The 23,594-nt window shown below is 65.0% G+C and carries 27 protein-coding genes; 20 read left to right on the top strand and 7 right to left on the bottom strand.

All coding sequences use genetic code 11. The annotated features are described in order from the left end of the window. From AB4Z37_RS19040 to AB4Z37_RS19025, 4 genes are all read left to right on the top strand, one after another. On the top strand, nt 1–255 hold the full coding sequence (locus tag AB4Z37_RS19040; RefSeq protein WP_441518308.1) for a hypothetical protein: 255 nt from the start codon (nt 1–3) through the stop codon (nt 253–255). Further along, nucleotides 255–1,544 carry a hypothetical protein gene (locus tag AB4Z37_RS19035; RefSeq protein ID WP_441518307.1) on the top strand — a complete coding sequence of 430 codons (1,290 nt, stop codon included), beginning with the start codon at nt 255–257 and terminating at the stop codon, nt 1,542–1,544. Before AB4Z37_RS19040 ends, AB4Z37_RS19035 begins: the two co-directional genes overlap by 1 nt. Nucleotides 1,545–1,547: 3 nt before the next feature. Then, on the top strand, nt 1,548–2,462 hold the full coding sequence (locus AB4Z37_RS19030) for a hypothetical protein (RefSeq protein ID WP_441518306.1): 915 nt from the start codon (nt 1,548–1,550) through the stop codon (nt 2,460–2,462). Nucleotides 2,463–2,539: 77 nt separating this feature from the next. Next, entirely contained in the window at nt 2,540–3,409 is an 870-nt protein-coding gene (locus AB4Z37_RS19025) for a hypothetical protein (RefSeq protein WP_441518305.1), read from the top strand. 67 nt (nt 3,410–3,476) lie between these two features. On the opposite strand, the gene AB4Z37_RS19020 is transcribed toward AB4Z37_RS19025, so the two are convergent. Together AB4Z37_RS19020 and AB4Z37_RS19015 are read right to left on the bottom strand one after the other, a co-directional pair. Further along, complete coding sequence (locus tag AB4Z37_RS19020) at nt 3,477–3,758, bottom strand: hypothetical protein (protein WP_441518304.1); 282 nt, start codon at nt 3,756–3,758, stop codon at nt 3,477–3,479. 84 nt (nt 3,759–3,842) lie between these two features. Next, nucleotides 3,843–4,808 carry a sensor histidine kinase gene (locus tag AB4Z37_RS19015; protein WP_441518303.1) on the bottom strand — a complete coding sequence of 322 codons (966 nt, stop codon included), beginning with the start codon at nt 4,806–4,808 and terminating at the stop codon, nt 3,843–3,845. 258 nt (nt 4,809–5,066) lie between these two features. Between AB4Z37_RS19015 and AB4Z37_RS19010 the strand changes: the two genes are divergently transcribed. The 12 genes from AB4Z37_RS19010 to AB4Z37_RS18955 all read left to right on the top strand — a co-directional run bounded on the left by AB4Z37_RS19010 (nt 5,067) and on the right by AB4Z37_RS18955 (nt 15,761). Next, on the top strand, nt 5,067–5,285 hold the full coding sequence (locus AB4Z37_RS19010) for a hypothetical protein (protein ID WP_441518302.1): 219 nt from the start codon (nt 5,067–5,069) through the stop codon (nt 5,283–5,285). A gap of 171 nt (nt 5,286–5,456) precedes the next feature. Continuing rightward, nucleotides 5,457–5,825 (top strand): hypothetical protein, encoded by a 369-nt coding sequence (locus AB4Z37_RS19005; RefSeq protein WP_441518301.1) that lies wholly within the window; start codon nt 5,457–5,459, stop codon nt 5,823–5,825. 741 nt (nt 5,826–6,566) lie between these two features. Beyond that, on the top strand, nt 6,567–7,634 hold the full coding sequence (locus AB4Z37_RS19000; RefSeq protein ID WP_441518300.1) for a N4-gp56 family major capsid protein: 1,068 nt from the start codon (nt 6,567–6,569) through the stop codon (nt 7,632–7,634). Nucleotides 7,635–7,750: 116 nt separating this feature from the next. Next, on the top strand, nt 7,751–8,167 hold the full coding sequence (locus AB4Z37_RS18995; protein WP_441518299.1) for a hypothetical protein: 417 nt from the start codon (nt 7,751–7,753) through the stop codon (nt 8,165–8,167). 204 nt (nt 8,168–8,371) lie between these two features. Beyond that, a complete protein-coding gene (locus AB4Z37_RS18990) occupies nt 8,372–9,109 on the top strand; it encodes a hypothetical protein (protein ID WP_441518298.1) in 738 nt (245 codons plus the stop codon). An 82-nt stretch (nt 9,110–9,191) separates the two neighbouring features. Beyond that, nucleotides 9,192–9,821 (top strand): phage adaptor protein, encoded by a 630-nt coding sequence (locus AB4Z37_RS18985; RefSeq protein ID WP_441518297.1) that lies wholly within the window; start codon nt 9,192–9,194, stop codon nt 9,819–9,821. A 222-nt stretch (nt 9,822–10,043) separates the two neighbouring features. Continuing rightward, complete coding sequence (locus AB4Z37_RS18980) at nt 10,044–11,744, top strand: hypothetical protein (protein WP_441518296.1); 1,701 nt, start codon at nt 10,044–10,046, stop codon at nt 11,742–11,744. Between the two features lie 8 nt (nt 11,745–11,752). Then, the gene (locus AB4Z37_RS18975) at nt 11,753–12,079 is read left to right on the top strand and encodes a hypothetical protein (protein WP_441518295.1); all 327 of its coding nucleotides are present in this window, start codon (nt 11,753–11,755) and stop codon (nt 12,077–12,079) included. Continuing rightward, a complete protein-coding gene (locus AB4Z37_RS18970; RefSeq protein WP_441518294.1) occupies nt 12,063–12,473 on the top strand; it encodes a hypothetical protein in 411 nt (136 codons plus the stop codon). Before AB4Z37_RS18975 ends, AB4Z37_RS18970 begins: the two co-directional genes overlap by 17 nt. A 1-nt stretch (nt 12,474) precedes the next feature. Continuing rightward, nucleotides 12,475–13,326, top strand: a complete 852-nt coding sequence (locus AB4Z37_RS18965; RefSeq protein ID WP_441518293.1) for a tail fiber domain-containing protein — start codon at nt 12,475–12,477, stop codon at nt 13,324–13,326. A gap of 3 nt (nt 13,327–13,329) precedes the next feature. Then, nucleotides 13,330–14,394: a hypothetical protein gene (locus AB4Z37_RS18960; protein ID WP_441518292.1), complete on the top strand. Its 1,065-nt coding sequence runs from the start codon at nt 13,330–13,332 to the stop codon at nt 14,392–14,394. Between the two features lie 59 nt (nt 14,395–14,453). Then, a complete protein-coding gene (locus AB4Z37_RS18955; RefSeq protein ID WP_441518291.1) occupies nt 14,454–15,761 on the top strand; it encodes a hypothetical protein in 1,308 nt (435 codons plus the stop codon). Between the two features lie 2 nt (nt 15,762–15,763). On the opposite strand, the gene AB4Z37_RS18950 is transcribed toward AB4Z37_RS18955, so the two are convergent. The 3 genes from AB4Z37_RS18950 to AB4Z37_RS18940 all read right to left on the bottom strand — a co-directional run bounded on the left by AB4Z37_RS18950 (nt 15,764) and on the right by AB4Z37_RS18940 (nt 16,758). Beyond that, nucleotides 15,764–16,027, bottom strand: coding sequence for a hypothetical protein (locus AB4Z37_RS18950; RefSeq protein WP_441518290.1), 264 nt, complete (start codon nt 16,025–16,027; stop codon nt 15,764–15,766). Between the two features lie 114 nt (nt 16,028–16,141). Then, nucleotides 16,142–16,408, bottom strand: a complete 267-nt coding sequence (locus tag AB4Z37_RS18945) for a hypothetical protein (protein ID WP_441518289.1) — start codon at nt 16,406–16,408, stop codon at nt 16,142–16,144. Continuing rightward, the gene (locus tag AB4Z37_RS18940; RefSeq protein ID WP_441518288.1) at nt 16,399–16,758 is read right to left on the bottom strand and encodes a hypothetical protein; all 360 of its coding nucleotides are present in this window, start codon (nt 16,756–16,758) and stop codon (nt 16,399–16,401) included. Before AB4Z37_RS18940 ends, AB4Z37_RS18945 begins: the two co-directional genes overlap by 10 nt. Nucleotides 16,759–16,970: 212 nt before the next feature. Here AB4Z37_RS18940 and AB4Z37_RS18935 point away from each other — a divergent pair, with 212 nt between their 5' ends. Then, a complete protein-coding gene (locus tag AB4Z37_RS18935; RefSeq protein WP_441518287.1) occupies nt 16,971–18,008 on the top strand; it encodes a phage tail protein in 1,038 nt (345 codons plus the stop codon). On the opposite strand, the gene AB4Z37_RS18930 is transcribed toward AB4Z37_RS18935, so the two are convergent. Further along, nucleotides 17,938–19,155, bottom strand: a complete 1,218-nt coding sequence (locus AB4Z37_RS18930) for an acyltransferase family protein (RefSeq protein ID WP_441518286.1) — start codon at nt 19,153–19,155, stop codon at nt 17,938–17,940. The two genes, AB4Z37_RS18935 and AB4Z37_RS18930, sit on opposite strands and share 71 nt — an antisense overlap. Nucleotides 19,156–19,714: 559 nt before the next feature. Here AB4Z37_RS18930 and AB4Z37_RS18925 point away from each other — a divergent pair. Genes AB4Z37_RS18925 through AB4Z37_RS18915 form a run of 3 tightly spaced genes read left to right on the top strand, consistent with a single transcriptional unit; the run spans nt 19,715 to nt 22,969 of the window. Continuing rightward, the gene (locus AB4Z37_RS18925; protein WP_441518285.1) at nt 19,715–20,875 is read left to right on the top strand and encodes a hypothetical protein; all 1,161 of its coding nucleotides are present in this window, start codon (nt 19,715–19,717) and stop codon (nt 20,873–20,875) included. Beyond that, nucleotides 20,872–21,861 (top strand): glycosyltransferase family 2 protein, encoded by a 990-nt coding sequence (locus AB4Z37_RS18920; RefSeq protein ID WP_441518284.1) that lies wholly within the window; start codon nt 20,872–20,874, stop codon nt 21,859–21,861. The genes AB4Z37_RS18925 and AB4Z37_RS18920 overlap by 4 nt, the downstream gene beginning before the upstream one ends. Nucleotides 21,862–21,895: 34 nt before the next feature. Next, nucleotides 21,896–22,969: an acyltransferase family protein gene (locus AB4Z37_RS18915; protein WP_441518283.1), complete on the top strand. Its 1,074-nt coding sequence runs from the start codon at nt 21,896–21,898 to the stop codon at nt 22,967–22,969. Between the two features lie 72 nt (nt 22,970–23,041). Here AB4Z37_RS18915 and AB4Z37_RS18910 read toward each other — a convergent pair whose 3' ends face one another. Further along, on the bottom strand, nt 23,042–23,368 hold the full coding sequence (locus AB4Z37_RS18910) for a hypothetical protein (protein ID WP_441518282.1): 327 nt from the start codon (nt 23,366–23,368) through the stop codon (nt 23,042–23,044). Between the last annotated feature and the right edge of the window lie 226 nt (nt 23,369–23,594).

Genomic DNA, 23,594 nt, shown 5'->3' with positions numbered 1-23,594 from the left:
ATGGCCACCACTCCCGACACCCTGACCCTGCTCAAGCAGCAGTTCACCACCCTCTGCCAGCAGCGCGATACGGCGCTGGCGCAGTCGGCGCCGATCCGCGCGCAGCGTGACGCGGCGGTGGCCCAGGCGGCGGCGAGCCTTGCCACCACGCTTCAGCCGCTCGATGCGCAGATTGCTGCGATCGAGGCGCCACTGGTCGGCATCCTGCAGCAGATCGCGCAGATCGCCAACGCGCTGAACGGGCAGACGGCCTGATGCCGGCAACCGGCTTCATCGACGCGGTCGGCTTCAACCCGACGGCCGGCGGCACGGGCAGCTTTGTCGTCTCCGCGGCGCTGACCGGCTACCAGACGCCGGCGGCCGGCGGCGCGGTGAACGGCGCCGTCTATGCCTATCGGGCGCAGAGCCTCGACCTGACCCAGTGGGAAATCGGCTTCGGCACCTACGCCAGCGGCACCACCACGCTGGCGCGCACCACCATCACCGCCAACTCGGCCGGCACCACGGCAGCCATCAACTTCAGCACGGCGCCGAACGTCTATTGCACGGCGCTGTCGGCCGACCTGATCAACCTGGCGTCGACCGGCAGCGGCTATGTCAACAAGTTCCGCAACGCCGGCATGGATATCTGGCAGCGGGGGACGTCGATCTCAGCTGCGTCCGGCGGCGGCACGTATACGGCTGATGGCTGGATGGTGACGCCGAGCGGTGCGGCGGTGACGGTGACCCAGGCGGCCGGGCGGCTGCTCGGCACCAACAGCCTGAAGGTGACCGGCGCGGCGAGCGTGACGGATGTGCTGGTGTATCAGCGCATCGAAAGCCTGGTCGCGGCGCCGCTGGCATCGCAGAGCGTCACCGTCCAGGCGCAGATCTACAACAACACGGGCGCGAGCATCACGCCGACCCTCACCGTCACGCATCCCAGCGCCATCGACAACTGGAGCAGTGCGCAGACGACCGATCTCAATGCCGCCAGCCTGCAGCCCTGTCCGAATGGCGCATGGACGCGCGTGGCCTATACGTTCAGCGCCGCCGCGGCCAGCGGCTACGGTCTGCAGGTCCTGTTGGACTTCGGCAACAATCTGTCATCGGGCGGCAAGAGCGTGCAGGTCACCGAGCTGGATATCCGCGTGACGCCGTTCGCTCCCGTCGGCCTCAACGCCGCGCCGCCGCCGCCGGAGCTGCGCGCCGTCGGCACCGAAATGACATTCTGCCAGCGCTATTTTCAGAAGAGCTACGGGCAGGGCGTGCCGCCCGGCAGCAATGTCGGCGGCGGCGGTGGCGCCATCCTGATGGTCGGGCCGGCCAGCGGTTACTGGGGCACGTTCGTGCGCTATCCGGTCGTCATGCGGGCGTCGATCCAGCCGGTGACCTACGACAATGCCGGCGCGTCGGGCAAGGTGAGCTATCTCGTCAGCGCCTGGACCAATGGCGGCACGCCGACGATCTCGGCATGGTCGGACAGCGGTTTTGCGTTCTACTACGGGCCGCAGTCCGGCATGACCAACCTGTCCATGGACTATGCGGTGTCGGCGGAGCTTTGACCGATGCTCGGATTTGATGCCATCGGCGTTGTGGCGCTCGGCGCCGGACCGCGCAGGGCGACGGCGAATTACCTGCTGGCGGCTGCGAGCGGCGCCTATGCGCTGACGGGTGTCGCGGCGCGGTTCAACGAGGCGTTGACGGCGGCGGCCGGCGGCTATGTGCTGACGGGCGTCGCGACCGGCTTTGCGGATACGCTGGCACCGACGGCCGGCGCCTACAGCCTCACCGGCAATGCCGAGGGCATGGCGCTGGCCTTCGCGGGCGCGCCCGGCGCCTACGCGTCGACCGGCATGGCAATCGTGTTCGGCGGCAGGATGATCGCCGCTGGCGGCGCCTATGTGTCGTCCGGCGTCGCTGCCGGATTCGGGACGGCCGGCGCGGCGGTGACGGGCGTCTATATTGTCGGCGGTGTCAACGCGACCTTCGCGGCGAAGTGGCAGGCGGCCGGCGGCACCTATGGCGTGGCGGGCAGGGCCGTGGCCGAGGGCGTCAGCCACGCCGCGGGGCCGGGCGCGTTCACGCTGACCGGCTATGGCTTCACCGTCGCCATCACCATGCCGGCAGCCGGCGCGTCCTATGCCCTGGCGTTCGGCAACAACGTGCTGGTGCGCACCGGCGCCGATTTTGACCTCGTTTATGGCGGCGTCGGGCACTACCTCGAGGAGCTGGAGGAACAGCGCCGGCTCGCTGAGATCACGCGCAAGACACCGGCGCCGGTCGTGCGGCCGATGCAGCCGGCGTTCCGGCCGGTGATGACGCCGCAGCCGGCGCCGCTCCAGCCGCAGGCGCCAGCGATCGACCTGCAGGCCATGGCCGCGCAGCGGCAGGCGGCGCAGGCGCAGCAGGCAGAACAAGCGCAGCAGGCGGCAGCCGCGCGCCGCCGCCGCGATCTCGAGATCCTGTTGCTGGCATCGTAATTGCCGGGGCTCTCCCGGCCATCGCGCGCAGGCGAACCTGCGCATCTGAGGCGGCAGCACCGCCAGGACATCATGCCATGACCGATACCGACCTCGGGGCGACGCTCTCCCCGGACGAACAGAGCTATTTCGACACCGGCGGCCAGACCGAAATTCCCGCCGATGCCGGCGCCGCGCCATCCGCGGCGGACGAGGGCAGCCAGCTGCACGACGCGCAGGACGTGCCGCAGCAGGAGCGCGTGGTGCCGCTCGCGGCGCTGCACGAAGAGCGTGGCCGTCGCCGCGATCTCGACCGCCAGAACCGCGATCTGCAGCGAGAGGTCGCCGAGCTGAAGGGCAAGTTCTCGGTCATCGATCGCCTCACGGCGCCGCCGCAGCAGCGCGAGCCGACGGTCGAGGATGATATTTTCGGCGTGGTGCGCAACACCAGCTCGGCGGTGAGCGATATCCGCCGCCGGCTCGACGCCGCCGACCAGGAGAAGCGCGAGGTCGCCTGGCGCGACGACCTGGTGCGGGCCTATCAGGTCGACGCCGCGCAGTTCGAAAGCCGCACGCCCGACTTCAAGGCGGCGTACAACCATCTGCTGCAGAGCCGGGCGCAGGAGCTGGTCGCGCTCGGCTATGACGATCCGCAGGCGGTGCACCAGGCGCTGCTGGCAGACGAGTTCGCGGTGGCGCAGATGGCGCTGCAGAGCCGGCGCAGCCCGGCCGAGGTGATCTACAACCTCGCAAGGCAGCGCGGCTATGTCAGGGGTGGCGGCTCGGGGCAGGATCGGCTCGACACCATCGCCCGCGGCCAGGCGGCGGGCAAGAGCCTTACCAGCGCCGGCGGCGGTGCCTCCGACAGCGAGATGAGCGCGGAGGCGCTGCTGCGGATGCCGATGGACCAGTTCGAGGCGTGGTGCGCCAAGAACCCGGCCAAGGCGAAGCGCATCATGGGCGGTTGAAGCAGAGGGCTGCGAGCGGGCGGTGGTGGGATGAGATGATCAGGTGTCGGCGGCGTCGAGTGTCGTGTCAGAAGCCGGGCGCTCCGTTCGCCGGCATGGCGCGGCGCCAGACGCCGACAGCTTTCTCGACCCTCGGGTCGCCCTGGAATACGAAGTCGTCGACCTTGACGATGATCGCGGGCTGGTCCGGTTTCACCGCGTCGACCACCTTCTGCAGCACCTCGATGTCCATGTCGCAGCGCACGGTGACCAGCTTGTAGTCGTAGAGCTCGGCCGTGCCGAGCAGCTTCAGCGCATTGAACACATCGACGATGCGTGAGACCGGAACGTGCACCAGGTAATTTGCCATGGACAGCCTCCCAAACACGATCTTGGACGAGTCTGGCGGGATTGCCAATGTCGTGGGGGACACAGCGGCCGTGCATCAGGCCGGTCAGGCGGGATCGGACGGCACGCGGCAGGTGATGGTGCAGCGCAGGCCGGTGGGCAGGAATTGCAGCTCGGCGCTGCCGTCGAACGCGCGCAGCGCCGATGTCAGCAACTGGGTGCCGAAACCGGTGGACTCCGGCGGGTGCACCTCCGGGCCTTCGGTCTCGTCCCATGTGATGTGGAGACGATCGGCGTCCTGGCGCCACGACACGTTGAGCAGGCCGCTGGTCGATGCGAACGAGCCGTACTTGGCGGCGTTGGTCGCGAGCTCATGGAAGATCAGGGCGAGGCTGACGGCGAGTTTCGCCGGCAGCGCAATGGCGTCGCCCGTCAGGGTGTAGCGGACATGGCCGTAGGGCTCGAGCTCCGAGACCAGCAGGTCGCGCAGCGCACAGCCGCCGGTGTCGGCGCGGACGATCAGGCTGTCGGCCGCCGACAGCGCGCGAATGCGGCCATCGAGGCGAGCCCACGCCTCGGGATGGTCGCGCAGCACCTGGCGCGCCACGGCATGAATGGTGGAGGCCTTGTTGCGCAACCGGTGTTGCAGTTCCTCGACGACCAGTTTGCGGTAGCTTTCCTCCGCCATCAGGCGATCGGTGACGGCGCGATGGCGGGCGAGGATGCGGCGATAGTGCGCGACGCCCCACACGAATATGCCGCAGGTCGCAAGATAGACCGCCGCGAGCGCGAATTTGGCGCCGCCGGCCGGGCCGGGGCCGAAATGCAGGAGATAGCCGAGCAGGGCGCCGGCGAGCGCGGCAGCCGCACCGATCCAGGCGCCGCCGAGCACGGTCGCGAACACCACGGCGGGAACATAAGGCGTGAACGGCAGGTCAGGACGCAGCAGCGACAGGCCGAGCCGCAGCGCGGTGCAGACGGCGAGACAGGCGACGGCGAAACCGATGGCCAGGGTCTTCGACGGTTCCGCGAGACCTCGCCAGCCGTTCCGGAATTCGTCGATCCACGTCATGGCTCTGTCTCGGCGAACGGATAGAAAGCCTACCGCGCGGCTGCCGGCATTGTCCACGCTGCGGGAACCGGATGTCGCGCCGTGAACGGTCCGCGTGCGGTCTGCTCCGCCGGCGCCAGCGATGTGGCCGGCGGCGATCTGGTATGCGCTAACCTGCGTCTTTCCGGGCGGTAGCCCTGTGGACAACGGGGATAGTAACTCCCGGTCAACGAACGGCCTTCATTTGCATGGGTTGTTGTTGGCGCGGGAGAAACCACGATGCAAAAATTCAGCTTTGAACTGACCGACCTGACCTCTTTCGATCGGCCCGCTGGCGAGTTCTGGCTGAAGCCCAACGGGGCGATGCGGCGTGGACGTGCGTTGGCGGCCCGGCTCGCCAAGGGCATGCCGCAAGCGATGCTCGCGGGGCTCTGCATCTGCGCCTTCGATCCGGCCGGCAATCTCGCCGCCGTGGTGCCGCTGGCGACGGTGCACTGAACGAAAGGGGCTGACACGACGACATGTCGTAGCGCAGCTCGTGGGGATGCTGCGCTACGACGAACCGGGGCCACTTGCCTCGACGACGACTTGATCCGGCCGGACGGCTGCGCCACCTTCATGTCGTGGTGCGGCCTTTCGTTGTGTGCCGTAGCCGGATGGGGCGTTGGAATGTATCCGCTGTTGGCATCTGCGGCTCTGGTCATATGGCTGGTCGGCGCGGTGCAGCTGACGCTGGCGTTTCGGCAGGCGGAACCGGCGCTGCCGTTCGATTTCCGGCAGGATCGAAACACCTATGGTTTCGCCGTCGATATCTACATCTGGAATCGGCAGGTCCCTGACCTGGCGCGGCGGCGCTACCTGCGGGCCTTCGCCTGCTTCCTGCTTGGATTTGTTCTGCTCGCGATCGGCTCGTTCGTCGCGGATGATCTGAGCCGCGCGGTCGCGGCGGCGGCAGCGAGCCTTGGCCTCGGCTACGCGACCTGGAAGCGCTGGAGGCAATACCGCGACTTTCATAGCGCCTCCCAAAAAATAGACTAGCCGACCGAATGCTGCTCGTCATCACAGCCGTCTAGCAACTGGCCGCTTGCAGCGACCGGTCGGCTTATTTCGCCTTATCGCAGCGCAGCTGCTGCTCCCAGCTCAATTTGAAATCTCTTGGCGCGAGCGAGGATGGAATGAGCGATTTCGATAAAGCGTTGCGTGCAGGTCTTTTCGGTTGTGCCACCTGGACGCCATTCGGGTTCGGTGGGGAGCCTGTGTCGATACAGACGGCAATATCTATCCGCAATTCGCCGTGTCGACGCCTGATCTGACGCCTTCAGTGACTGTCGGACGTGCGAGCAATGTACGCGAGTACCTTACGGGTCCCTCAATTGCGCTGGGAGGGCAGAGAGTCAATATTGGCTGGAGCCCGTCCGGACGGGGCTATGGCGTCGACCCAGCGGCACTCTTACAGGGGCGTTCTGCAAACATTGGCGCGCCGGTATTGAGCGCGACGATGGGCTTTGGCCCTTACAATATTCGCGATCTTCCGACATTGCTACGTCCGCCGGCTGGCACATTCGAGCCTACGTACCCGCTTCCGTAAAGCGGGCTCGGGTGCAGCTAACTTCCTGCTGATATCGGTTATGGTTCGACGTTCCGTTTCGATCTCTTCGACTGGCGGTCGTTAAGCGCCTTCGCCCGCCACCGGGGCGTCAAACGCGGTGATGCGCCACGCGCGGGCGTGATGCGTGCACATCCAGCACCTCACATCAATCAATTCGGAGACCTGCCACCATGGCATCCACGACCTATGGAGTGAACGACTCACTCTCCAACAAGCTGTGGGCGAAGAAGCTCGCAGCTGAAGCCCTCAAAGAGACGTATTTCGGCAAGTTCATGGGGACCGGATCGGACAACATGATCCACCTCAAGACCGAGACCTCGACCAATGCCGGCGACACCGTGACCTTCGGCCTGCGCATGCAGCTGTCGGGCGACGGCGTCACCGAGGCGCAGACGCTGATGGGCAACGAGGAATCGCTGACCACCTATTCCGACAAGGTGATCATCAACGAGCTGGCGCACGCGGTGCGGGTGCGCAACAAGAACACCATCGACGCGCAGCGCGTGCCGTTCAGCCTGCGCGAAGAGGGCAAGCTCGGGCTGAAGGACTGGTTCTCCAACCGCTTCGACACCGCCATGTTCAACCATCTCGCCGGCAACACGCTGGTGACGGACATGCGCTATGCCGGCAACAACACCGTCGCACCGCCGACCCGCATCGTGCGCGGCGGCGGCGCGACCGACGACGCCACGATCAACAGCGACAACACCAAGACGTTCAACCTCGCGCTCATCGACACCTGTGTCGAGCGGGCGTACACCGCGACGCCGCTGATCCGGCCGATCAAGGTGCAGGGCGAGAACAAGTTCCTGATGTTCCTGCACGACTACCAGATCACGGACCTGCGCACCTCCACCAGCTCGGGCCAGTGGCTGGACATCCAGAAGGCGGCGCTGGCCGGCGGCGCGGGCTCCAAGAGCCCGATCTACACCGGCGCGCTCGGCGAGTACAACGGCGTCATCCTGCACCGCTCCAACCGCATCCCCATGGGGATCTCCAACGCGGGCACGCAGCAGACCAGCACCCGCCGTGCGGTGTTCTGCGGCGCCCAGGCCGGCGCGCTCGCGTTCGGCAGGGAGTTCTCCGAGGGCGTGAACTACAAGTGGGTGGAAGAGCTGTTCGACTACGAGCGCGAGCTCGGCATTTCGTCCCAGACCATCTGGGGCGTGAAGAAGACGGTGTTCAACGGCCTCGACTTCGGCACCATCGTCGCCACCACCTACGCCACGGCGCACTGACGCCCATGGCATGCCGCGATAGCGGCATGCGACGGGCCTGACGGCGCGGGCGCGTGTCGCCCGCGTCCCGCGTGACCAGCGTTTCCCTCTCCCTTCCATCACAAGGATCATCCGCCATGACGACCGGCATCCCCGGCTCGACCGCGCGCCGCAACACCAGCCAGCAGGTGGGCTATGCGCGCTTCACCGTCAACTTCAACGACCCGAACGTTGCCAACGGCAACACCAAGCAGTGGCTGCCGGCCGGCGCCCTCATCATCGGCACCGACGTGCAGGTGGTGACGCCGTTCAACGCGGCCACCACCAACGTGCTGAGCGTGGGCCTCGGCGCGTCCAACGCCAACGTGGTCGCCGGCGGTGCGGCTGCGCCTGGCGCGGTTGCATTGACCCAGAACATTGCGCCGACCGGCGCCGCGCTCGGGCCGCTCGCCGCCGACAGCCAGCTCAATGTCACGTACACGCAGACCGGCGCGGCGGCGACCGCCGGGCAGGCCATCGTGGTGGTGAAGTTCATCCCCAACAACGACCTGTGATCGCCTCTCCCCTCATCCTGAGGAGCCCGCAACGCGGGCGTCTCGAAGGATGAGGCCCGGACGTCTGCGGCATCTCGCGACCGGCGAGATGCCGCCGCACCGCCTCGGCCTCATGGTTCGAGACGCGGCCCTGACGGGCCGCTCCTCACCATGAGGAGAGGCCGCCGACGGCGCGCTTTCCCTTCATTTCAAGGAACCCCATCCATGGTGACGATCACCGGAACCAAGAGCGAATCCCAGTCGGAATATTTCAAGGTCGGCTATCTGCTGGAATCCTCCGCCGACAACATCATCGCCAACGCGGGCGGCGGCCAGGCGAACGCCACCCAGCTCGCCGCCGAGCTCAACCGCATCGTCACGGTGGCGACGGCGGGGGACTCGGTGAAGCTGCCGCCGTCGCAGCCCGGCATGACCATCGTGGTGACGAACCGCGGCGCCAACGCCATGCAGGTGTTTGGCGCAGGCGGCGACACCGTCGACGATTCCCCGGCCGCCACCGGCGTGTCGCAGATGCGGGGATCGGTCGTGATCTACGCCTGCCACACCGCTGGCGCCTGGTACACCGAGGGCCTCGGCACCGGCTACACCTCGTCGGGCGGCGGCGCGTTCCAGACCTTCTCCTATCAGGATGGCCTGACCGCCTCGACGGTGCACACCCAGGCGGGCGCGACGCCGATCCTCGCCTCGCAGGTCGGCTTTGCCACCGTCGCCAATGCCGGCGACGCCGCGGTGCTGCCGCCGGCCAAGGCCGGCATGCAGGTCGACGTCATCAACCATGGCGTCCAGAACATGGCGGTGTATCCGGCGGCGCAGGCGCAGGGCGGCGCGGTCGGCGGCGACCAGATCAACACGCTGGGCCAGAACAACCCGCTGACCGCCGTCAGCAACACCACGCCCGCGATCTTCTACTGCCTCACCGATGGGCAGTGGTGGACCAAGTAAATGGATGCGGCGCTGTTCCTGCTGCATTTCGGCGCGGCGGCCATCGAGCCGCCGGCCGCTCCTTCGGTGAAGGTGCCTCCCCATGACCACGCTCTCCGACCTGCAGACGCGCATTGCGACCGACCTGACGCGCACGGACCTGACCAGCCAGATCGCAAGCGCGGTCGGCGACGCGATCGCGTTCTACGCCCGGCAACGGTTCTGGTTCAACGTGACGCGGAGCCAGACGTTCCAGACCGTCGTCGGCCAGCAGGCGTACACCGCAAGCGACCTCGCGGTGATCCCGAACATCGTCAAGATTGACGCGCTGTTCATCCCGCAGGGCCAGAGCATCTATCCGCTCGACCGCTACGAGCCGGCGGATTTCGAGGTGATCGCGGGGGGCATGAGCGGCGGCGGCAAGCCGCGTGCCTTCACCTATATCGACCAGTCCATCCTGCTGTGGCCGGTGCCGACCGCGGTCTACACCCTGCGGCCGCACATCCACTACAAGCTGCCGCCGCTGGTCAACCCGACCGACGTCAACGCCTGGACCACGGACGCGGAAGAGCTGATCCGCACCCATACAAAGCTGCTGCTCTACACCGACGTGCTGGAAGATCCCGACGGCATGCAGCGCATGACGGCCAAGCTGCCGGACCTGATCGCGGCGCTGCGCAGCGAAAGCTCGTCGCGCCTGTCCAACGGCATCATCCAGGGGACGGACTTCTAGCTACCTCCTCATGGTGAGGAGCGCGGCAACGCCGCGCGTCTCGAACCATGAGGCCGAGCCGCTTCCACACATTCTGCGTCATCACCGGGCTTGCCCCGGTGATCCAGCTTCAACAGCGCGCGTTGTGCTGCGAGCAAGCTGGATGCCCGGGTCAAGCCCGGGCATGACGCCGTGGGTGGGGGTCGCGCTGTGCTCTCGCCAATTGATATGCGCGGTGACTCAATGCCCCTGATCCCCTTCGGCGAATACCGCCCCGACGTCTCGGACTACGAGGCCTCGACCGAGCGCGATGCGCAGAACGTGGTGCCGCGCGCGGACGGCTTCGGCCCGTTCCCGAGCCTGCTGGCGCTGTCGCAGGCGCTCGGCGGCCAGTGCCGCGGCGCGTTCCAGGCGTTCAAGCCGGATGGCTCCGTGGTGGTGTTCGCGGCGACCGCGACCGACCTCTATGTGCTCAACAACATCACCTTCGGCTGGACCAGGGTGTCGCAGGGCGGGGTGTCGTACTCGGCGGTGCCGCCGTCCGACCAGTGGCGGTTTGCCCAGTTCAACAACCTCGTGATGGCGGTGCAGGCCAACGCCGTGCCGCAGGTCTACGACATCACGACCTCGATCGCGTTCGCCAATCTCAACGGCTCGCCGCCGCCGGCACGCTATATCGACGTGGTCGGCCGCTTCGTGGTGCTGTCGGGGCTGCTCTCCAACCCGCAGCGGGTGCAGTGGTCCGGCCTCAACGACATCAACGGCCCGACGTCGTGGACGCCCGGCGTCAACCAGGCGGACTATCAGGACTTGCCCGATGGCGGCTTCGTGCGCGGCGTCGCGGGCGGCGAGACCGGCGTCATCCTGCAGGACAACGCCATCCGCCGCATGACCTATATCCCGGGCTCGCCGATCATTTTCCAGATCGAGCGATTATCACAAGACAAAGGCCTGTTCGGGCCATATTCGCTGGTGCGCGCCGGCGAACATGTGTTCTTCTATTCCTCGCAAGGCTTCCAGCGCATCGATCCCGGCGGCTTCCCGGTGCCGATCGGCCGCGAGCGCGTCGACCGCACGTTTCTGGCCGACCTCGACACCAACAACCTGCAGCTGTTTCTCGGCAGCGCCGATCCGCGCAGCTCGCGCATCCTCTGGGCCTACAAGAGCGTCAACGGCACCACCAACCAGTTCGACAAGCTGTTGTGCTACGACTGGGTGCTGGACAAGTTCACCACCATCAAGGTCAGCGGCGAATACCTGCTGCAGGTGGCGCAGCCCGGCTTGACGCTGGAAGGCCTCGACGCGATCGCGCCCGGCGCGATGGCGGTGCAGGGCACGGCCAACAACGGCGCAGGCCTCGTCCGCGTGCAGGTGGCATCCACCGCGGCGCTTGCCGGCCGGCCGTTCGTGTCGCTGTCCGGCGTCACCGGCACCACGGAGGCCAACGGCAACTGGTGGATCACGGTCGTCGATGCCACCCATGTCGACCTGCAGAAGTCGGCCTATGCCAACGCCTATGCCGGCGGCGGCCTGGTCGGCGGTTCGGTCGACGCCATGACGCAGTCGCTGGACAATTTTGCATCCGCCAACCCGATCGAGCTGGCCGCGTTCGATCCCGGCCATATGCTCAATTTCTTCCGCGGCCCGTTGCTCGAGGCGACGCTGGAGAGCGCGGAGCAGGGCACGGATGGCCGGCGGCTCAAGATCAGGGGCTTCCGCCCGGTGACGGATGCGCCGACGCTCTATGGCTCGGCCTCGGCGCGCGAGACCCAGCAGCAGGCGGTGACGGCAGGCGCCGAGATCCTGATCAACCCGATCACCGGCAAGTGCGACCTGCTCAAGGACACGCGCTATAGCCGCTACAAGGTGCGCATCCCCCAGGGCACGGCGTGGTCGTTCATCGCAGGCGTCGAGCCCGACACCATCGCGACAGGCAAGCGATAAGGCAGGCCATGACCGCCATCCCCAAGCTGTTCAGCGTCTCGACGCAGGAAAAAGACCTGTCGCGCTATGCGCTGGCGATCCAGCAACTCGGCGCCGGCCGCACCAACGCCGCCGGCACCGTGACGCTGGCGGCGAACGCCGCCACCACCACGGTGAGCGCGCCGAACTGCGCCGCCGGCAGCTCAGTGTTCCTGACGCCGGCCAGTGCCAACGCCGCCGCCGAGGTCAAGAACGGCACGCTGTTCATCAGCACGGTGGCGAACAGGTCGTTCACCATCACCCATGCCAACAACGCGCAGACGGATCGGACGTTCTTTTATGTCTGCCTCGGCTGAAACGCTCTGCGTGCCGCCGGAGCGCGTCGCAGTGATCTGGCCGCATGTCGAGGGCTTCCTGCGAGCGGCGGTCGAGCGTTGCGGCGACTGGACGTTGCCGACGCTGCGCGGCTGCCTCGATCGGCAGGAGATGCTGCTGTGGGTGCTGTGGGACGGCGCGGCGATCCGCGCCGCTGCGGTGACGGAAGTGGTGATCGTGCCGCGGGGCAAGATCTGCCGCATCGTCGCCTGTGGCGGTGCGCGCGCCGTGCGGTGGCCGCGGGCGCTGGCGCCGATCGAGGCTTACGCCCGCGACCTCGGCTGCTGTGCGATGCGCATCGACGGGCGGCGCGGCTGGCAGCGCGTGTTCGCCGATTACGCAACGCAATGGATCACGCTGGAAAAAGGGCTCTGACATGGGCGGCAGTTCGCAACAGACCACGCAAAGCACCTCGCAGGCGTCGCCTTACGCGCCGGCGAAGGGGGCGATCGACAACATCCTGGGACAGCTCGGCGGCCAGGCGTCCAACGCCGGCCCGACACCAACCGAGAACAACGCCCTCAACACGCTGCAGAGCAATGCGGCGGCCGGCAATCCCTATGCCGGCGCGATTGGGAACGTCGCCACCAACCTGCTGAACGGCGGTGGCGCCAAAGCCAATGACGGCAACATCAGCACCAACCTCGCCAATTACCAGGGCATGCTGGCGCCCTATGCCAACGGCAGCATGATCGGCAAGAACACCGCGCTGCAGGGCCAGCTCGATCAGATCCGGCAGGACGTCAGCAACCAGGTGAACTCGCAGTTCGCCGCCGCCGGGCGTGACGGTTCGGCCGCCAATCTGCAGGCGCTGGGCCGCGGCATCGCCCAGGGCACAGCCCCTGTGATCGCCGGGCAATACAATCAAGACGTCGCCAACCAGCTCAACGCCGCGAACAGCCTCTACGGCGCCGGCAACAGCACCTACGGCCTTCTCAACCAGAACCAGCAGGCCGCCAACGCCAACGCCCAGGCCGGCGCCGGCGTCGGCTCCGCCGCGCTCGACGCCAACAACTGGGGCGCCAACCAGCAACTCGCCGCGGAGGCGCAGCGGCGCGGCATCCCGATGCAAAATCTCGCGACGCTGCTGGGATCGATCTCTCCGGTGGCGCAGGCGTTCGGCACACAGACGGGGAATTCCACGACGAACAGCCAGATGTCGGGTGCGCAGCAATTCGCAACGATCGCTGGCGGACTGGGAAACCTGAGCAAATTCTTGTGGGGGTGAGCAATGGGACTGCTTGATGATCTGTACACGCAAAGCGGAATTCCCTGGACCTGGGGTGGGACGAGTGGAGGATTTCCGGCGGCTGACCCGCAGGCCGATCCTCGGGCGATCTGGGATCAGATCGATGCCCGAACGGCGGCGGACAGTGCGCCCGGGCTGACGCGCGGGCCTTCCGAGCCTTACACCCCGTTCCCTGTGCCGGATCAGACGAACCCCGGCATCGCGACGGCTCTGGGGCGGCAGTCATTTGATTTCGGTGCCTACGGCTCGCCGAAGCCGGAGGGCTTTGGCGTTGGACTGGCGATACCGGCGCAGTCCGGAGCGACCAATGTCGTCAGCCCGACCTCCGCGCCGGCCAACGCAGGGGCGCCGAGATTGAATGCCCCGACCGGGCCGGCTCCGAATGCGCCTGATCCTGTCGATGGAGCCCCGATGCCTCCGCGTTCGCCCGCAGCGGGGTCGCCGCCCGGCGGACCTCAGCCTCAGGCGGCGAGCCCGGGTCTTGGCGATCGTCTACTCGCAGGACTGTCGGGCTTCGCCAACGCCAAGGGCTTTCTCGGCGCGGTATCGAACGGTGTTCAGGGATTGGTGACGGGACAGACGCCGGAGACGCTCACTGCGCGTGCACTGCTTGCCAGAGGTGCCTCTCCGGAAGACGTTGCCGCCGCGGCGCGCAGCCCTGATGTTCTGCAACAGCTGCTCAACCGATACTACGGCAAGGAACGCTTCACGGCCTCGACGATCGGCAGGAACAGCGGCGGCCAACCCATCTACGGCGCGTTCGATACGCAAACGGGCGAGGCTAGGCCGTTTCCGTTCGGCTCCGGTCGCTTGCCTTCGGGGCCACCGGCAAATGGCGCACCGGCTCCGGGCAATGCTCCACCGCAAAGTGGTCGCGCGGCGGGCGCAACAGCATTTCCGAGCCAATCGGCGAACGGTCGACCGCAAGACAGCGTCGTAGCGGCCACGATCGCCAACGCGAAGGCAGCAGTTGCAGCTCACCCCGAGATCCGTGGGGCGGTGATCGCCCGGCTGCGCGCTTACGGCATTGATGCCTCGGGAATCTAGCCTCCCACGTCATTTCACGCGCCCGGCTTTCGCAATCGGGTGAACCTAAAGGATATGCCATGCCCACGCCGTCAAATCGCGCCCTGATGTTCGACGATCTGTTGGATGCCGACAGCAATGCCTCGTTTCCACCGGCCGGTGTTCGTGTCGATCGCGCTCCAGATGGCAGCCTTAGCCTCGATCCACGGTATGAAACGCAGCTCGCTTCCGCCTTCGCAAGGAGGCCGCCACAAGCGACGCTACGCGAGCGTTTAGATCGTGATGCCGTGTTTTCAGCGGGTACCGCGCCATTCGGGTTTGCCGGACCGGGAATGCCGAGCTTCGACGAACGGTCCGATGCGGCGATTCGAGATTTGAACAGATTCCGTGCCACGCCGCTTCCCGAGGGGCCTCGTAAGATCGAGGATTGGCTTCCTAACAATAGTGCGTCTCAGTTCGGTGGTGTGGTCATGGGGCGTGCTGGGGACGGAAGTATTCGCCTTGATCCGCGCTACGAAGCGGAGCTCGCAGCGCGTGCTGCGCCCGCTCCGGCACCGACGCGTGAGCAAATTAATCGCGCGGTCTGGGAAAAAATGTTGAGTGATGGCCATCGGAACAACTATGACGAGATCGCCAATGCGACGGCATTTCGAGGTCACCGAGATTGGGCCCCACCGACAGCGGATGATGTCATGTGGAGTCGGGGCACGCACGGTCTAACGGATCAGGTCCTCGCTTTTCGTGATGCGATGTCGGATGCGTTGCAACATGGCGAAAACCCAAGCAGCGCGTATCGTGATGAGTTGGCGGTTCGCCGCGACTGGGTGAAACGCGGAGAAAATGCTCCAGTTGCGGCAGAAAATCGAACGGACCGCAGCGGGGCATTGTCTTCAAATTTCACGGGGCCTCTTATGGACGGGCTCACGATGGGGACATGGAATCAGATCTTAGCTGCCGCAAGAGCGGTCAATGAATACTCCCATGGGGGAAGCTATCAGGATTCATATCCTCGATTTCTGGCGGAAGAGCGAGAGGGTATGTCGAGATACAAGAAGGAGTATCCCGAGAGGGCTCTGGCTGGCCAAGCAATTGGGACGGTTGCGGGGCTTGCACTGCCGGTAACAAAGGTCTTTGGAATCCCTAAAGCAGCAACTCTCGCCGGTGCTGTCGGACTGGGAATGTTGAATGGGGCAATAAAGCACGGAGTTGCCGGCGCGATTAGAACGGACGGAGATTGGAGTGATCGACTGGAGGAAGGTACAAAGGATGCCGCGCTTGGAATGGTTACAGGTGGGTTGGGCGGCGGCGGCCTATATAAATTTCGCCATTGGATGTGGCCTGATGTGTTCGATATGATGAGGCGACAGCAGCGGCTCTATGGTTATTGATCTCACCGCCCAATCAAGCTGATCAGTGCGAACACCACCCAGAACAGCGATTCGAAAACGAGCCGGGTCGCAATTTTCGCTGCTTCGATCACGAAGCTGAGGGTCATGCGTCCGTAGTAGGATATGAAGCCCTCGGGCGGAAGTCCGTACACGTCGTCGGGATGGAGGACATCATCCCGTACCTGATGGTGGATGAGCCAGGCTGGTGGCTCCGCAGGGCGCTGTGCGTCGGTGGCAGGTTCTTGCTGCAGGGTGCTCTGTCTCATAGCTCAACTCTCACCGGGGCTGGGCAGCTCGAACTTCCGCGTGTCCCGGTTTCCGTTCAAGTCGATCGCGTCTGCGAGGGAAAGCGGTGCATGCATTATTGGGAGCATCTGGTTCTATGATCTGCTGCTGCCTATCGCGAGCAGAGAAGCCAGCACCGCACTCAGGATCTGACGGATGATCGTCGCCCGCGGCCAGTGCGCTTCGGCCCATCGGAAGAACGCACGGTAGACCCAGGCGAGCGACGCATACCAGCACAGCATGGCCACGGCATAGATGACCATTCCGGGCCAGCTGCTGGGAAAGGTGAACCACTCGAACGCAAGGCCGCACAGAAACAGCAGCGGCGCGGCGATGGACCAGGTGATGGCGATCAAGCCCATGGCGATGCTCGTCGGTCGTCCGCAGGGGTTCGGAGGCGCGACCGTCGCTGTTTGACGCGGATGCGATGCCTGATCTCCCAGGCGACATTCACGAGCACGATGATTGCCCACAGTCCAAGGATTATCGCGAGCGGCCTGGCGTCGGGATCCACGATCAGGTGATGGACGGCGCTCGTGGCCGGGATGACAACGAATGACGCCGTGAGCAGGATTCCCGCGGTGGCGGCGATACTGACGAGCAGCGCCGGCAGGTCGACGATGACGACGCCGGACCAGGCGATGAGAAAGACGGCGGCGATCGGGCCGGTCGGCGGCCTGGCTGGGGCGGACGTGCGCGGCGTCGTGTTCATGGCGCGGCCTCCCTTGGACCGCTGATTTCCGCTTCATCTGGCCGCGCCGGCGCGGCGGGATTGTGGCGACGATGCGCGGTGCGCCCACCGCCGCATGCGACATGTTGTCTTTTGCGACGCGGAAAACGTGCGGCAGTGCGGCCTCTCCGGCGCGGGGCGCCGGTGTTCGTGCATCGACAATCCAATTTGATCTTCAGTCGAGAGGACAGAGCATGACCTTCTGGAAATGGAGCCGCACCGCGGCGAACAACGCCAACGCCGATCCGAGCTGCCCTTTTCCCGAGGGCATGAGCCCGTCCGCGCTCAATGACGGCACGCGCGCGATGATGGCGGCGGCGGCGAAGTACCGTGACGACATTGCCGGCGCGAACCTCGCGACGGGCGGCGCATCGGCATATTCGCTCACGTCGTATCAGGGCTTCGACAGCGCGGGCCACCTCGACAGCCAGCAGATTGCGTTCGTGCCGCACCTGACGAATACGGGGGCCTGCACGCTGTCGGTCGACGGGCTTCCTGCCGCGCCGATCCACTATCAGCCGGGTGTCGACCTGCCGTCCGGCACGCTGGTGCAGGGCACGCCCTATGTGGCGACCTACTTCTTCGGCGCGAACGAGTTCATCCTGCGCGGGCTGGCCGGCAATCCGTTCAGCGTGCCGCTGGGGGGGCTGATGCCGTACATCATCGGGACCCCGCCGAACTCCGCGTTCGTGTTCCCCTATGGACAGCCGATCTCGCGCACGATCTACGCCAATCTTTTCGCATCTGTCGGCACGGCTTATGGGCCCGGCGATGGCTCGACAACCTTCAATGTCCCTGATCTGCGCGGGCGGGTCATCGCCGGTCTTGACGGCATGGGGGGATCGTCAGTGCTCGGGCTGCTTACGGCGGGCGGGTGTGGCATCACTGGCACCGCCTACGGGGCGAAAGGTGGAAACCAGAACGTTGCCATTGCGCAGGCCAATCTGCCGAACGTGCAGCTCGGAGTGACCGTCACGGACAACCGCGCCTTTACCTCGACAGGCACCAGCATCGGCGAGCAGTTTCAGGCGATGCCTTTGCCCCCGGGGGGCGGTGCGGGAACCGTGATGGCACTAAATGCGGGCGGCACGCCGCGAACCGTCGTCGTTAACCCCAGCAGCAACAGCATCCCGGGTGTGACGGCGTCGATCAACGGTAACGTCACTCCGCAGGCTGCTCTTTGGACGGTGCAGCCAACGATCGTTCTGCCGATGCTCTTGCGAGTGATTTAGCGCCGATCTTTCGAATTGCGGTTTGTGCGGGGCGCTCGATCCAGCGGAAGGACAGGACGCCGACGACGATCATGCAGGCGACCCACGCCGCCAGCGTGAGCGGACTTCGTAAGATGCCGTCGCCTGACGCGGTCGTGCATTGGATGATGCAGCCAAGCACGATCAGCGGAAAATGCCATAGATACATCGAATAGGTAGCGTCGCCGAGCCATCGAAAGCTTGATACAGCAACGTTGGCGGCTCCCCGATAGCCCGTGACGCCAAGCAACAAGATCATGGGCGCAAATAGCACGAGGCCCACGTCATACGGCGGAAGCGCGCGGCCGGCGATCCGCAGCTCGGACAGGAGTAATGCCGAGCCGATTCCAGCCGCAGCGATCAGGACGGTGAGGGGGAGATGGCTGCGCAGCTTGCCCGCAAGGAAATATAGGCAGACACCGGCATAATAGAACATGACGCACATTGCGAACAGCTTTGGCGTCTCAGCGCGCAGCGCGTGCGTCAACACAGTAGCGACGGCGGTCAGAACGAGAGGCCGGAGTATGCCTCGTGAGAAAATGGCGCCCGCGGTGAAGAAGAACAGCAGATAGATCGGCTCCTCGATCGACACGGACCACACCGGAACATTGAACGAGACGCCATCCTGCAGTCCCCATTGCGACGCCATGAAGAGTTGCAGAAGGAAATGATAGGGATCATTGCGTGTCGCGATCTGATACCCGCCGGTGAGCCACCAGCTTACTCCCTGCAGGGTGGCTACCACGATCAGCGTGAGAAGGTGCAGCGGGTATAGTCGTGCAAAGCGGCGTAGCGCGAAGTCGGGGAGCGTCGTGCGATGGCCGGCGTAGATATGGGCGAACACGAAACCTGAGATCATCCAAAAGAGCTGCACCGCCCAGTGACCGTGCTCGTAGATCGGCCACAGGAATGAGTACAGCGGCTGGATGGTCCGGTCGATATCGGCTGGCGCTGCTGTCGGCTTGAGCGGGCCAGCTTGGAAAAAGAACTGATAGTGCCAGATCACTACAGCGACAGCAGCGAGGCCGCGTAGGAGGTCGATCCCATAGAAATGCCCGACGTTCCGTGCTGCGGCAACATCCTCGCCGCTGGGTGGCTTGAACAGGGAATTGACGATCGCGACGGGCACTAGGTTGTCTCCTGGGAGCGGGACAACCTAGGAAGTAATTTGCGATATTTCAATGTCCTATAGTGCCGTCAGCGAGCGCCATCAACGGTGAATACCGGCTCCTGCATGCCAGGCATCGGCAGTTTCAGTGCCGTGCTGATCCATGCCGAGCATTGATTTGCCGCCCGGCGCGTTGATCCCGGCGTACCTTCAATGCGGCGCTTGGGTGCGCTTGGTATCTGCCCGGCTGATAGCCGTCAGAGACGTTGCACAACAGCCCGCCGAGGCCGCGCCTCTTCAAGCGCTGACGACGCCTGGTGATACACCGTCTCCGAATGCGCAGGCGCCTTCCTCGCCGCGAGCGCATCGTTGCAGCCGTCGCTTTCCGTCTGGTCCGTCAGTGTCCGACTTTTGATCGTTACGCGCGCATTTCTTTATTCGAGCTCGCCGTGGTTGTAAATTCCGTTGTTCCTGGAGTAGGTTGAAGCGTTGCTGTGCCGGATGACGCTGAGGCAGAAGTCCGCGATGATGATGGGCTGGTTTGGAGTGCTTATGCGATAGATTGCAGGGGGCTTCTGCAGTGTCGGATGTTATTGGCAATCGTGGAAGGCATGGATTTTTGACATTGAGGCTGGCCTGCGGGGCGCTCTGCGTCTTGCTGGCCTGCGGGGTGTTTTGGTCGGCGGCGCACTGGGGTGAGCGGCGCGGCGTTTTTGATGACCTCGGCTATTTGCGGCAGGCGCACCTGTTCAAGCGCTTCGGCATCGCCGGCCTGAATACCGACATCAGGCGGGACGACGATCATTTCTTCAGGAACGCGGTCCTCAGCATCCAGCATCTTGCCTGGAGCGATCCGGACAGGCCGATCACCCATACCTTCATTGCGGACAACAACACATGGGTTCTGCAATATCCTCCGGGAACCGGAGCGCTGCTCGCTCTTTTTCCTGAAGGCCGGCAGGCTGCCGGTCTCTACATCTCGTCCACGCTCGTCGTGTTGTCTGTCGCGCTGCTCCTGACCTTTCGTGCAAGGTCTGTTGCCCTGTTGATCGCAAGCGGGATATTCGGCGCGCTCTCGGTTTATTTGATGGTCAATCCGGTCAAGGCCAGTTATTCCGCCGCTCCGTCGATGGCGGTCTGTGCCTTGCTGGGGGTGCTGACACCGCTGCTGTTCTCGCCGCACAACAGGTGGCGGCTGGTCACCGCGGTAGTCATCGGCCTTCTGCTCGGCATCGGCGCCGATCTGCGGATCGCCAATATTCTGTTGGCGGCCGGGTTTGGCGCAGGGTGCCTGCGGGAGCTCGTGCGCTGCCGTTTTGCGCACTTCAAGGGCGAGACCGCGCTGCTTGTGATCGCGATTGTCGTCGGCGCAGCGCCGACCCTCGCGGCCAACTGGATCAACGCAGGCAGTCCGTTCGCGACGACCTACAGCTCTGTCGATGCGTCGCCGCCCGATCTGACGTTCAGCGCGGCGCTCTACTACATGCAGAACCCCCAGGGCGGGCTGCTGATGTTCGGGCTGGTCGGTGCGGTGCTGCTTTATTCACGGACGCAGCTGCCGAGCATCAAGGCCGCGGCGCTGGTCGCCATCGTGAATTGTATCGTCAGCGCGGCCTTCTTCTTCACGCACCAACTTTACACGCCCTACTATCTGATGCCGGCGGCGATGCTGTCGTCATGGATCATGCTCGCGTCATTCGGCGATGCGGAGCGGCTTTATGCTGATGGTGCGAGAGCATGACGGTTCCGGCCGCACGGGTGGCCGTGCTCATCCCATGTCTCAATGAACAGCATGCCATCGCCAGGGTCGTCACGGATTTCCGTGCGGCGCTGCCGAGCGCCGAAATCCATGTTTACGACAATAATTCCACCGACCGCACGGTGATGGTCGCGCGCGAGGCCGGCGCCATTGTCGGCCATGAGCGGCGGCAGGGAAAAGGCCATGTCGTGCGGCGCATGTTCGCTGACGTCGACGCGGATATCTATGTGCTGGTCGATGGCGATGCGACATATGACGCCCGGAGCGCCCCGCGAATGGTCGCTCTGCTGTGCGATCAGCGCCTCGATATGGTGGTGGGGCTGCGGGTCGGCCAGGAGGAAGCGGCTTACCGCCGTGGCCACCGGCTGGGCAACCGCGTCCTGACCGGCGTCCTTGCCTCGGTGTTCGGCCAGCAGTTCACGGACATTCTCTCGGGGTATCGCGTTTTTTCCCGGCGCTTCATCAAGTCGTTCCCGGTGCTTTCCGACGGGTTCGAGATCGAGACGGAGCTCACGGTGCATGCGCTGGAGCTTTCGCTGCCGGTCGCCGAGATCGAAACGCCGTACTGTGCCCGGCCTGCAGGCTCTCAATCCAAGCTCAATACCTGGCGTGACGGATTTCGCATCCTCAACACCATGATCAAGCTCTATCGCTCGGAAAAGCCGCTGCGCTTCTTTTCAACGATCGGGGTCGTGCTGGCCGTCAGCGCCGTTGCGCTCTCGATCCCGCTGGCGGTGACCTATCTCGAGGAGGGGATCGTGCCGCGGTTGCCGACGGCCGTCTTGTCCACCGGCCTCATGATCCTTGCCATGCTGGCGGTGAGCTCCGGCCTGGTGCTTGATACGGTGACGCGGGGGCGGCGGGAGATGAAGCTGCTGGCCTATCTCGCCCAGCTGGGGCCGGCCTCTCATCTGTCGCATCACGCTCCCGTTGCGGGGGCTGTCGCCCGTCGGGAGGGTGGGGCATGACGAGGCGACGGAAGCCACGGCGGGGCGCGCGAACGTGAACGTCAGGAATGGCGAACTGGACGGACTGCGGGGCTGGGCCGCGCTCGTGGTCGCGATTTTCCATACGGTCCTCTATGTCGAGCCCACCCAGATCCAGCGCATCCATTCCGCCAGCTGGCACAGCCTGCATGACGCCTACAGCGTCATGTCAAAGTTGTTCTTCACGGTCTTCAACGGACTGACGGCGGTCTTCATCTTCTTCACGCTGAGCGGCGCCGTTCTGTTCAAGAGCCTGATCGCCGACAACGAGCCGGTGCGGACGCTTCCGGTCCGGTTCTATGTCAGGCGCTTTTTCAGGATCTATCCGGCGCTGATCGTTTGCCTGGTGGCCAGTGCCATCGTTTTTCCCATCCTTGTCCGAGAGATCACCCTTCGGCAGCTTGCCGAGAATGTCGCGCTGGCAAGGTTTCAGGTCAACGGCGCAACCTGGACGCTCAATGCCGAAATGATCGCGCCGGCGTTCATTCTGCTGGTGTTCGCAGGCTATCGCTTCGCAGGAGAGGTCGGGCTCGTTGTTGCTGCGGGCGCGATTTCGCTGCTTCTCAAGATCCCGGCGGTGCAGGCGGCGTTTCCCTACTTCGAGGGAGCGTGGCTGTGCTTTGCGTTTGGCACCCTGGTGCCGACGCGCATTGGCGCGTGGGTCGCGAATATGCTGCCGCGATCGTCCTGGATCGTTGTTCTGGTCCTGGTCGTCTTTCTCAGGTCGACGCTGCAGCACCTGGCAATAGCCGTGCTGATCGCGCTCATCTACCATCGGCGGGCCGAAGCGCTCGGCAGATGGCTGGCCCGGCCGATCTCGCATTTCCTCGGCAGGATCAGTTACAGCTTTTATCTCTTCAACATGATCTTCGTGGAGATCATTTGCGCGAGGGCTGAAACGCTGCAGTTCACGCGGGCGCATCCGATCGAGGTTGGTCTGGCGTGCTCGCTGGCCGTCGTCCTGCTGTCTGTTCCTGTGGCCTACCTTTCGTGGGCCATGATCGAAATGCCGTTCAATCGGCTGGGACGATGGCTCACGGTCGGCCGGGCGCAGTCGCCATCGACCGGCGTCAACGAAGCTTCTGTTTGATCCAGGCGTGACGCGCGCGCCCGTCAGCCCGCCGTTGTGGCTTTGGGCTGACGGGCCTTGCGTTCACGGCGTCTACTCCGTGATCAGCTGCCTGATGTGAGCGATCGCGGATACGACATCCTGCAGGATGTGGTTGTTGCACAGATACAGCGTCGCGATGCAGAAAATGACGAACACCGGCAGCTCCAGGTACCTGCGCCAGGTGTTGAAGCTTCCGACCAGAAAGAAAACGGCGCCGGCGGCGATCGCTTTCCAGGTCGAGCCGTTCAGGGTGCTGACCGAGAACAGCATCATCAGGCCGATCAGCAGCGCCTTCAGGATGCCGCGGACCTGCGGTGATTTCACCGCCGCTTCGATGTCCTCGACAATCAGGCGGTCGTCAAATTCCTTCAAAGGCATGGATCGTGACTCAGGCTTCAACCGTCAAAGTTCTGGCACAGCTCACGCCGGTCCCTGGTGTTGTCGGGCATGGCTTGCACCGGTGGCGACTGGCAGTCCCGAGCCGTTCATGAGCTGTCGCGGCGATGGTCGGGCGCGGCCTGCCGGCGTGCATCGCTGCGGACGTTCGTCACGCCGCGGCCGTCGCTGCTATCGCCGTGCCGGCGGCGCGCATGTCCCGCGGCTC

This window comes from Bradyrhizobium sp. 2TAF24, from assembly GCF_052115025.1.
GTDB lineage: Bacteria > Pseudomonadota > Alphaproteobacteria > Rhizobiales > Xanthobacteraceae > Bradyrhizobium_A.
The sequence above is the reverse complement of the archived record's forward strand: the minus strand, read 5'-3'. Positions and strand labels throughout refer to the sequence as shown.

What these genes read in the sequence shown, in the direction of transcription:
- AB4Z37_RS18940 (WP_441518288.1), bottom strand. Translation starts at nt 16,758, where the DNA reads ATGAACACGACGCCGCGCACGTCCGCCCCAGCCAGGCCGCCGACCGGC.
- AB4Z37_RS18995 (WP_441518299.1), top strand. Translation starts at nt 7,751, where the DNA reads ATGACGACCGGCATCCCCGGCTCGACCGCGCGCCGCAACACCAGCCAG.
- AB4Z37_RS19035 (WP_441518307.1), top strand. Translation starts at nt 255, where the DNA reads ATGCCGGCAACCGGCTTCATCGACGCGGTCGGCTTCAACCCGACGGCC.
- AB4Z37_RS18965 (WP_441518293.1), top strand. Translation starts at nt 12,475, where the DNA reads ATGGGCGGCAGTTCGCAACAGACCACGCAAAGCACCTCGCAGGCGTCG.
- AB4Z37_RS18910 (WP_441518282.1), bottom strand. Translation starts at nt 23,368, where the DNA reads ATGCCTTTGAAGGAATTTGACGACCGCCTGATTGTCGAGGACATCGAA.
- AB4Z37_RS19005 (WP_441518301.1), top strand. Translation starts at nt 5,457, where the DNA reads ATGTATCCGCTGTTGGCATCTGCGGCTCTGGTCATATGGCTGGTCGGC.
- AB4Z37_RS18990 (WP_441518298.1), top strand. Translation starts at nt 8,372, where the DNA reads ATGGTGACGATCACCGGAACCAAGAGCGAATCCCAGTCGGAATATTTC.
- AB4Z37_RS18960 (WP_441518292.1), top strand. Translation starts at nt 13,330, where the DNA reads ATGGGACTGCTTGATGATCTGTACACGCAAAGCGGAATTCCCTGGACC.
- AB4Z37_RS19020 (WP_441518304.1), bottom strand. Translation starts at nt 3,758, where the DNA reads ATGGCAAATTACCTGGTGCACGTTCCGGTCTCACGCATCGTCGATGTG.
- AB4Z37_RS18945 (WP_441518289.1), bottom strand. Translation starts at nt 16,408, where the DNA reads ATGGGCTTGATCGCCATCACCTGGTCCATCGCCGCGCCGCTGCTGTTT.
- AB4Z37_RS18970 (WP_441518294.1), top strand. Translation starts at nt 12,063, where the DNA reads ATGTCTGCCTCGGCTGAAACGCTCTGCGTGCCGCCGGAGCGCGTCGCA.
- AB4Z37_RS18975 (WP_441518295.1), top strand. Translation starts at nt 11,753, where the DNA reads ATGACCGCCATCCCCAAGCTGTTCAGCGTCTCGACGCAGGAAAAAGAC.
- AB4Z37_RS19015 (WP_441518303.1), bottom strand. Translation starts at nt 4,808, where the DNA reads ATGACGTGGATCGACGAATTCCGGAACGGCTGGCGAGGTCTCGCGGAA.
- AB4Z37_RS18935 (WP_441518287.1), top strand. Translation starts at nt 16,971, where the DNA reads ATGACCTTCTGGAAATGGAGCCGCACCGCGGCGAACAACGCCAACGCC.
- AB4Z37_RS18955 (WP_441518291.1), top strand. Translation starts at nt 14,454, where the DNA reads ATGCCCACGCCGTCAAATCGCGCCCTGATGTTCGACGATCTGTTGGAT.
- AB4Z37_RS18950 (WP_441518290.1), bottom strand. Translation starts at nt 16,027, where the DNA reads ATGAGACAGAGCACCCTGCAGCAAGAACCTGCCACCGACGCACAGCGC.
- AB4Z37_RS19030 (WP_441518306.1), top strand. Translation starts at nt 1,548, where the DNA reads ATGCTCGGATTTGATGCCATCGGCGTTGTGGCGCTCGGCGCCGGACCG.
- AB4Z37_RS19040 (WP_441518308.1), top strand. Translation starts at nt 1, where the DNA reads ATGGCCACCACTCCCGACACCCTGACCCTGCTCAAGCAGCAGTTCACC.
- AB4Z37_RS18980 (WP_441518296.1), top strand. Translation starts at nt 10,044, where the DNA reads ATGCCCCTGATCCCCTTCGGCGAATACCGCCCCGACGTCTCGGACTAC.
- AB4Z37_RS19000 (WP_441518300.1), top strand. Translation starts at nt 6,567, where the DNA reads ATGGCATCCACGACCTATGGAGTGAACGACTCACTCTCCAACAAGCTG.
- AB4Z37_RS19010 (WP_441518302.1), top strand. Translation starts at nt 5,067, where the DNA reads ATGCAAAAATTCAGCTTTGAACTGACCGACCTGACCTCTTTCGATCGG.
- AB4Z37_RS18985 (WP_441518297.1), top strand. Translation starts at nt 9,192, where the DNA reads ATGACCACGCTCTCCGACCTGCAGACGCGCATTGCGACCGACCTGACG.
- AB4Z37_RS19025 (WP_441518305.1), top strand. Translation starts at nt 2,540, where the DNA reads ATGACCGATACCGACCTCGGGGCGACGCTCTCCCCGGACGAACAGAGC.
- AB4Z37_RS18920 (WP_441518284.1), top strand. Translation starts at nt 20,872, where the DNA reads ATGACGGTTCCGGCCGCACGGGTGGCCGTGCTCATCCCATGTCTCAAT.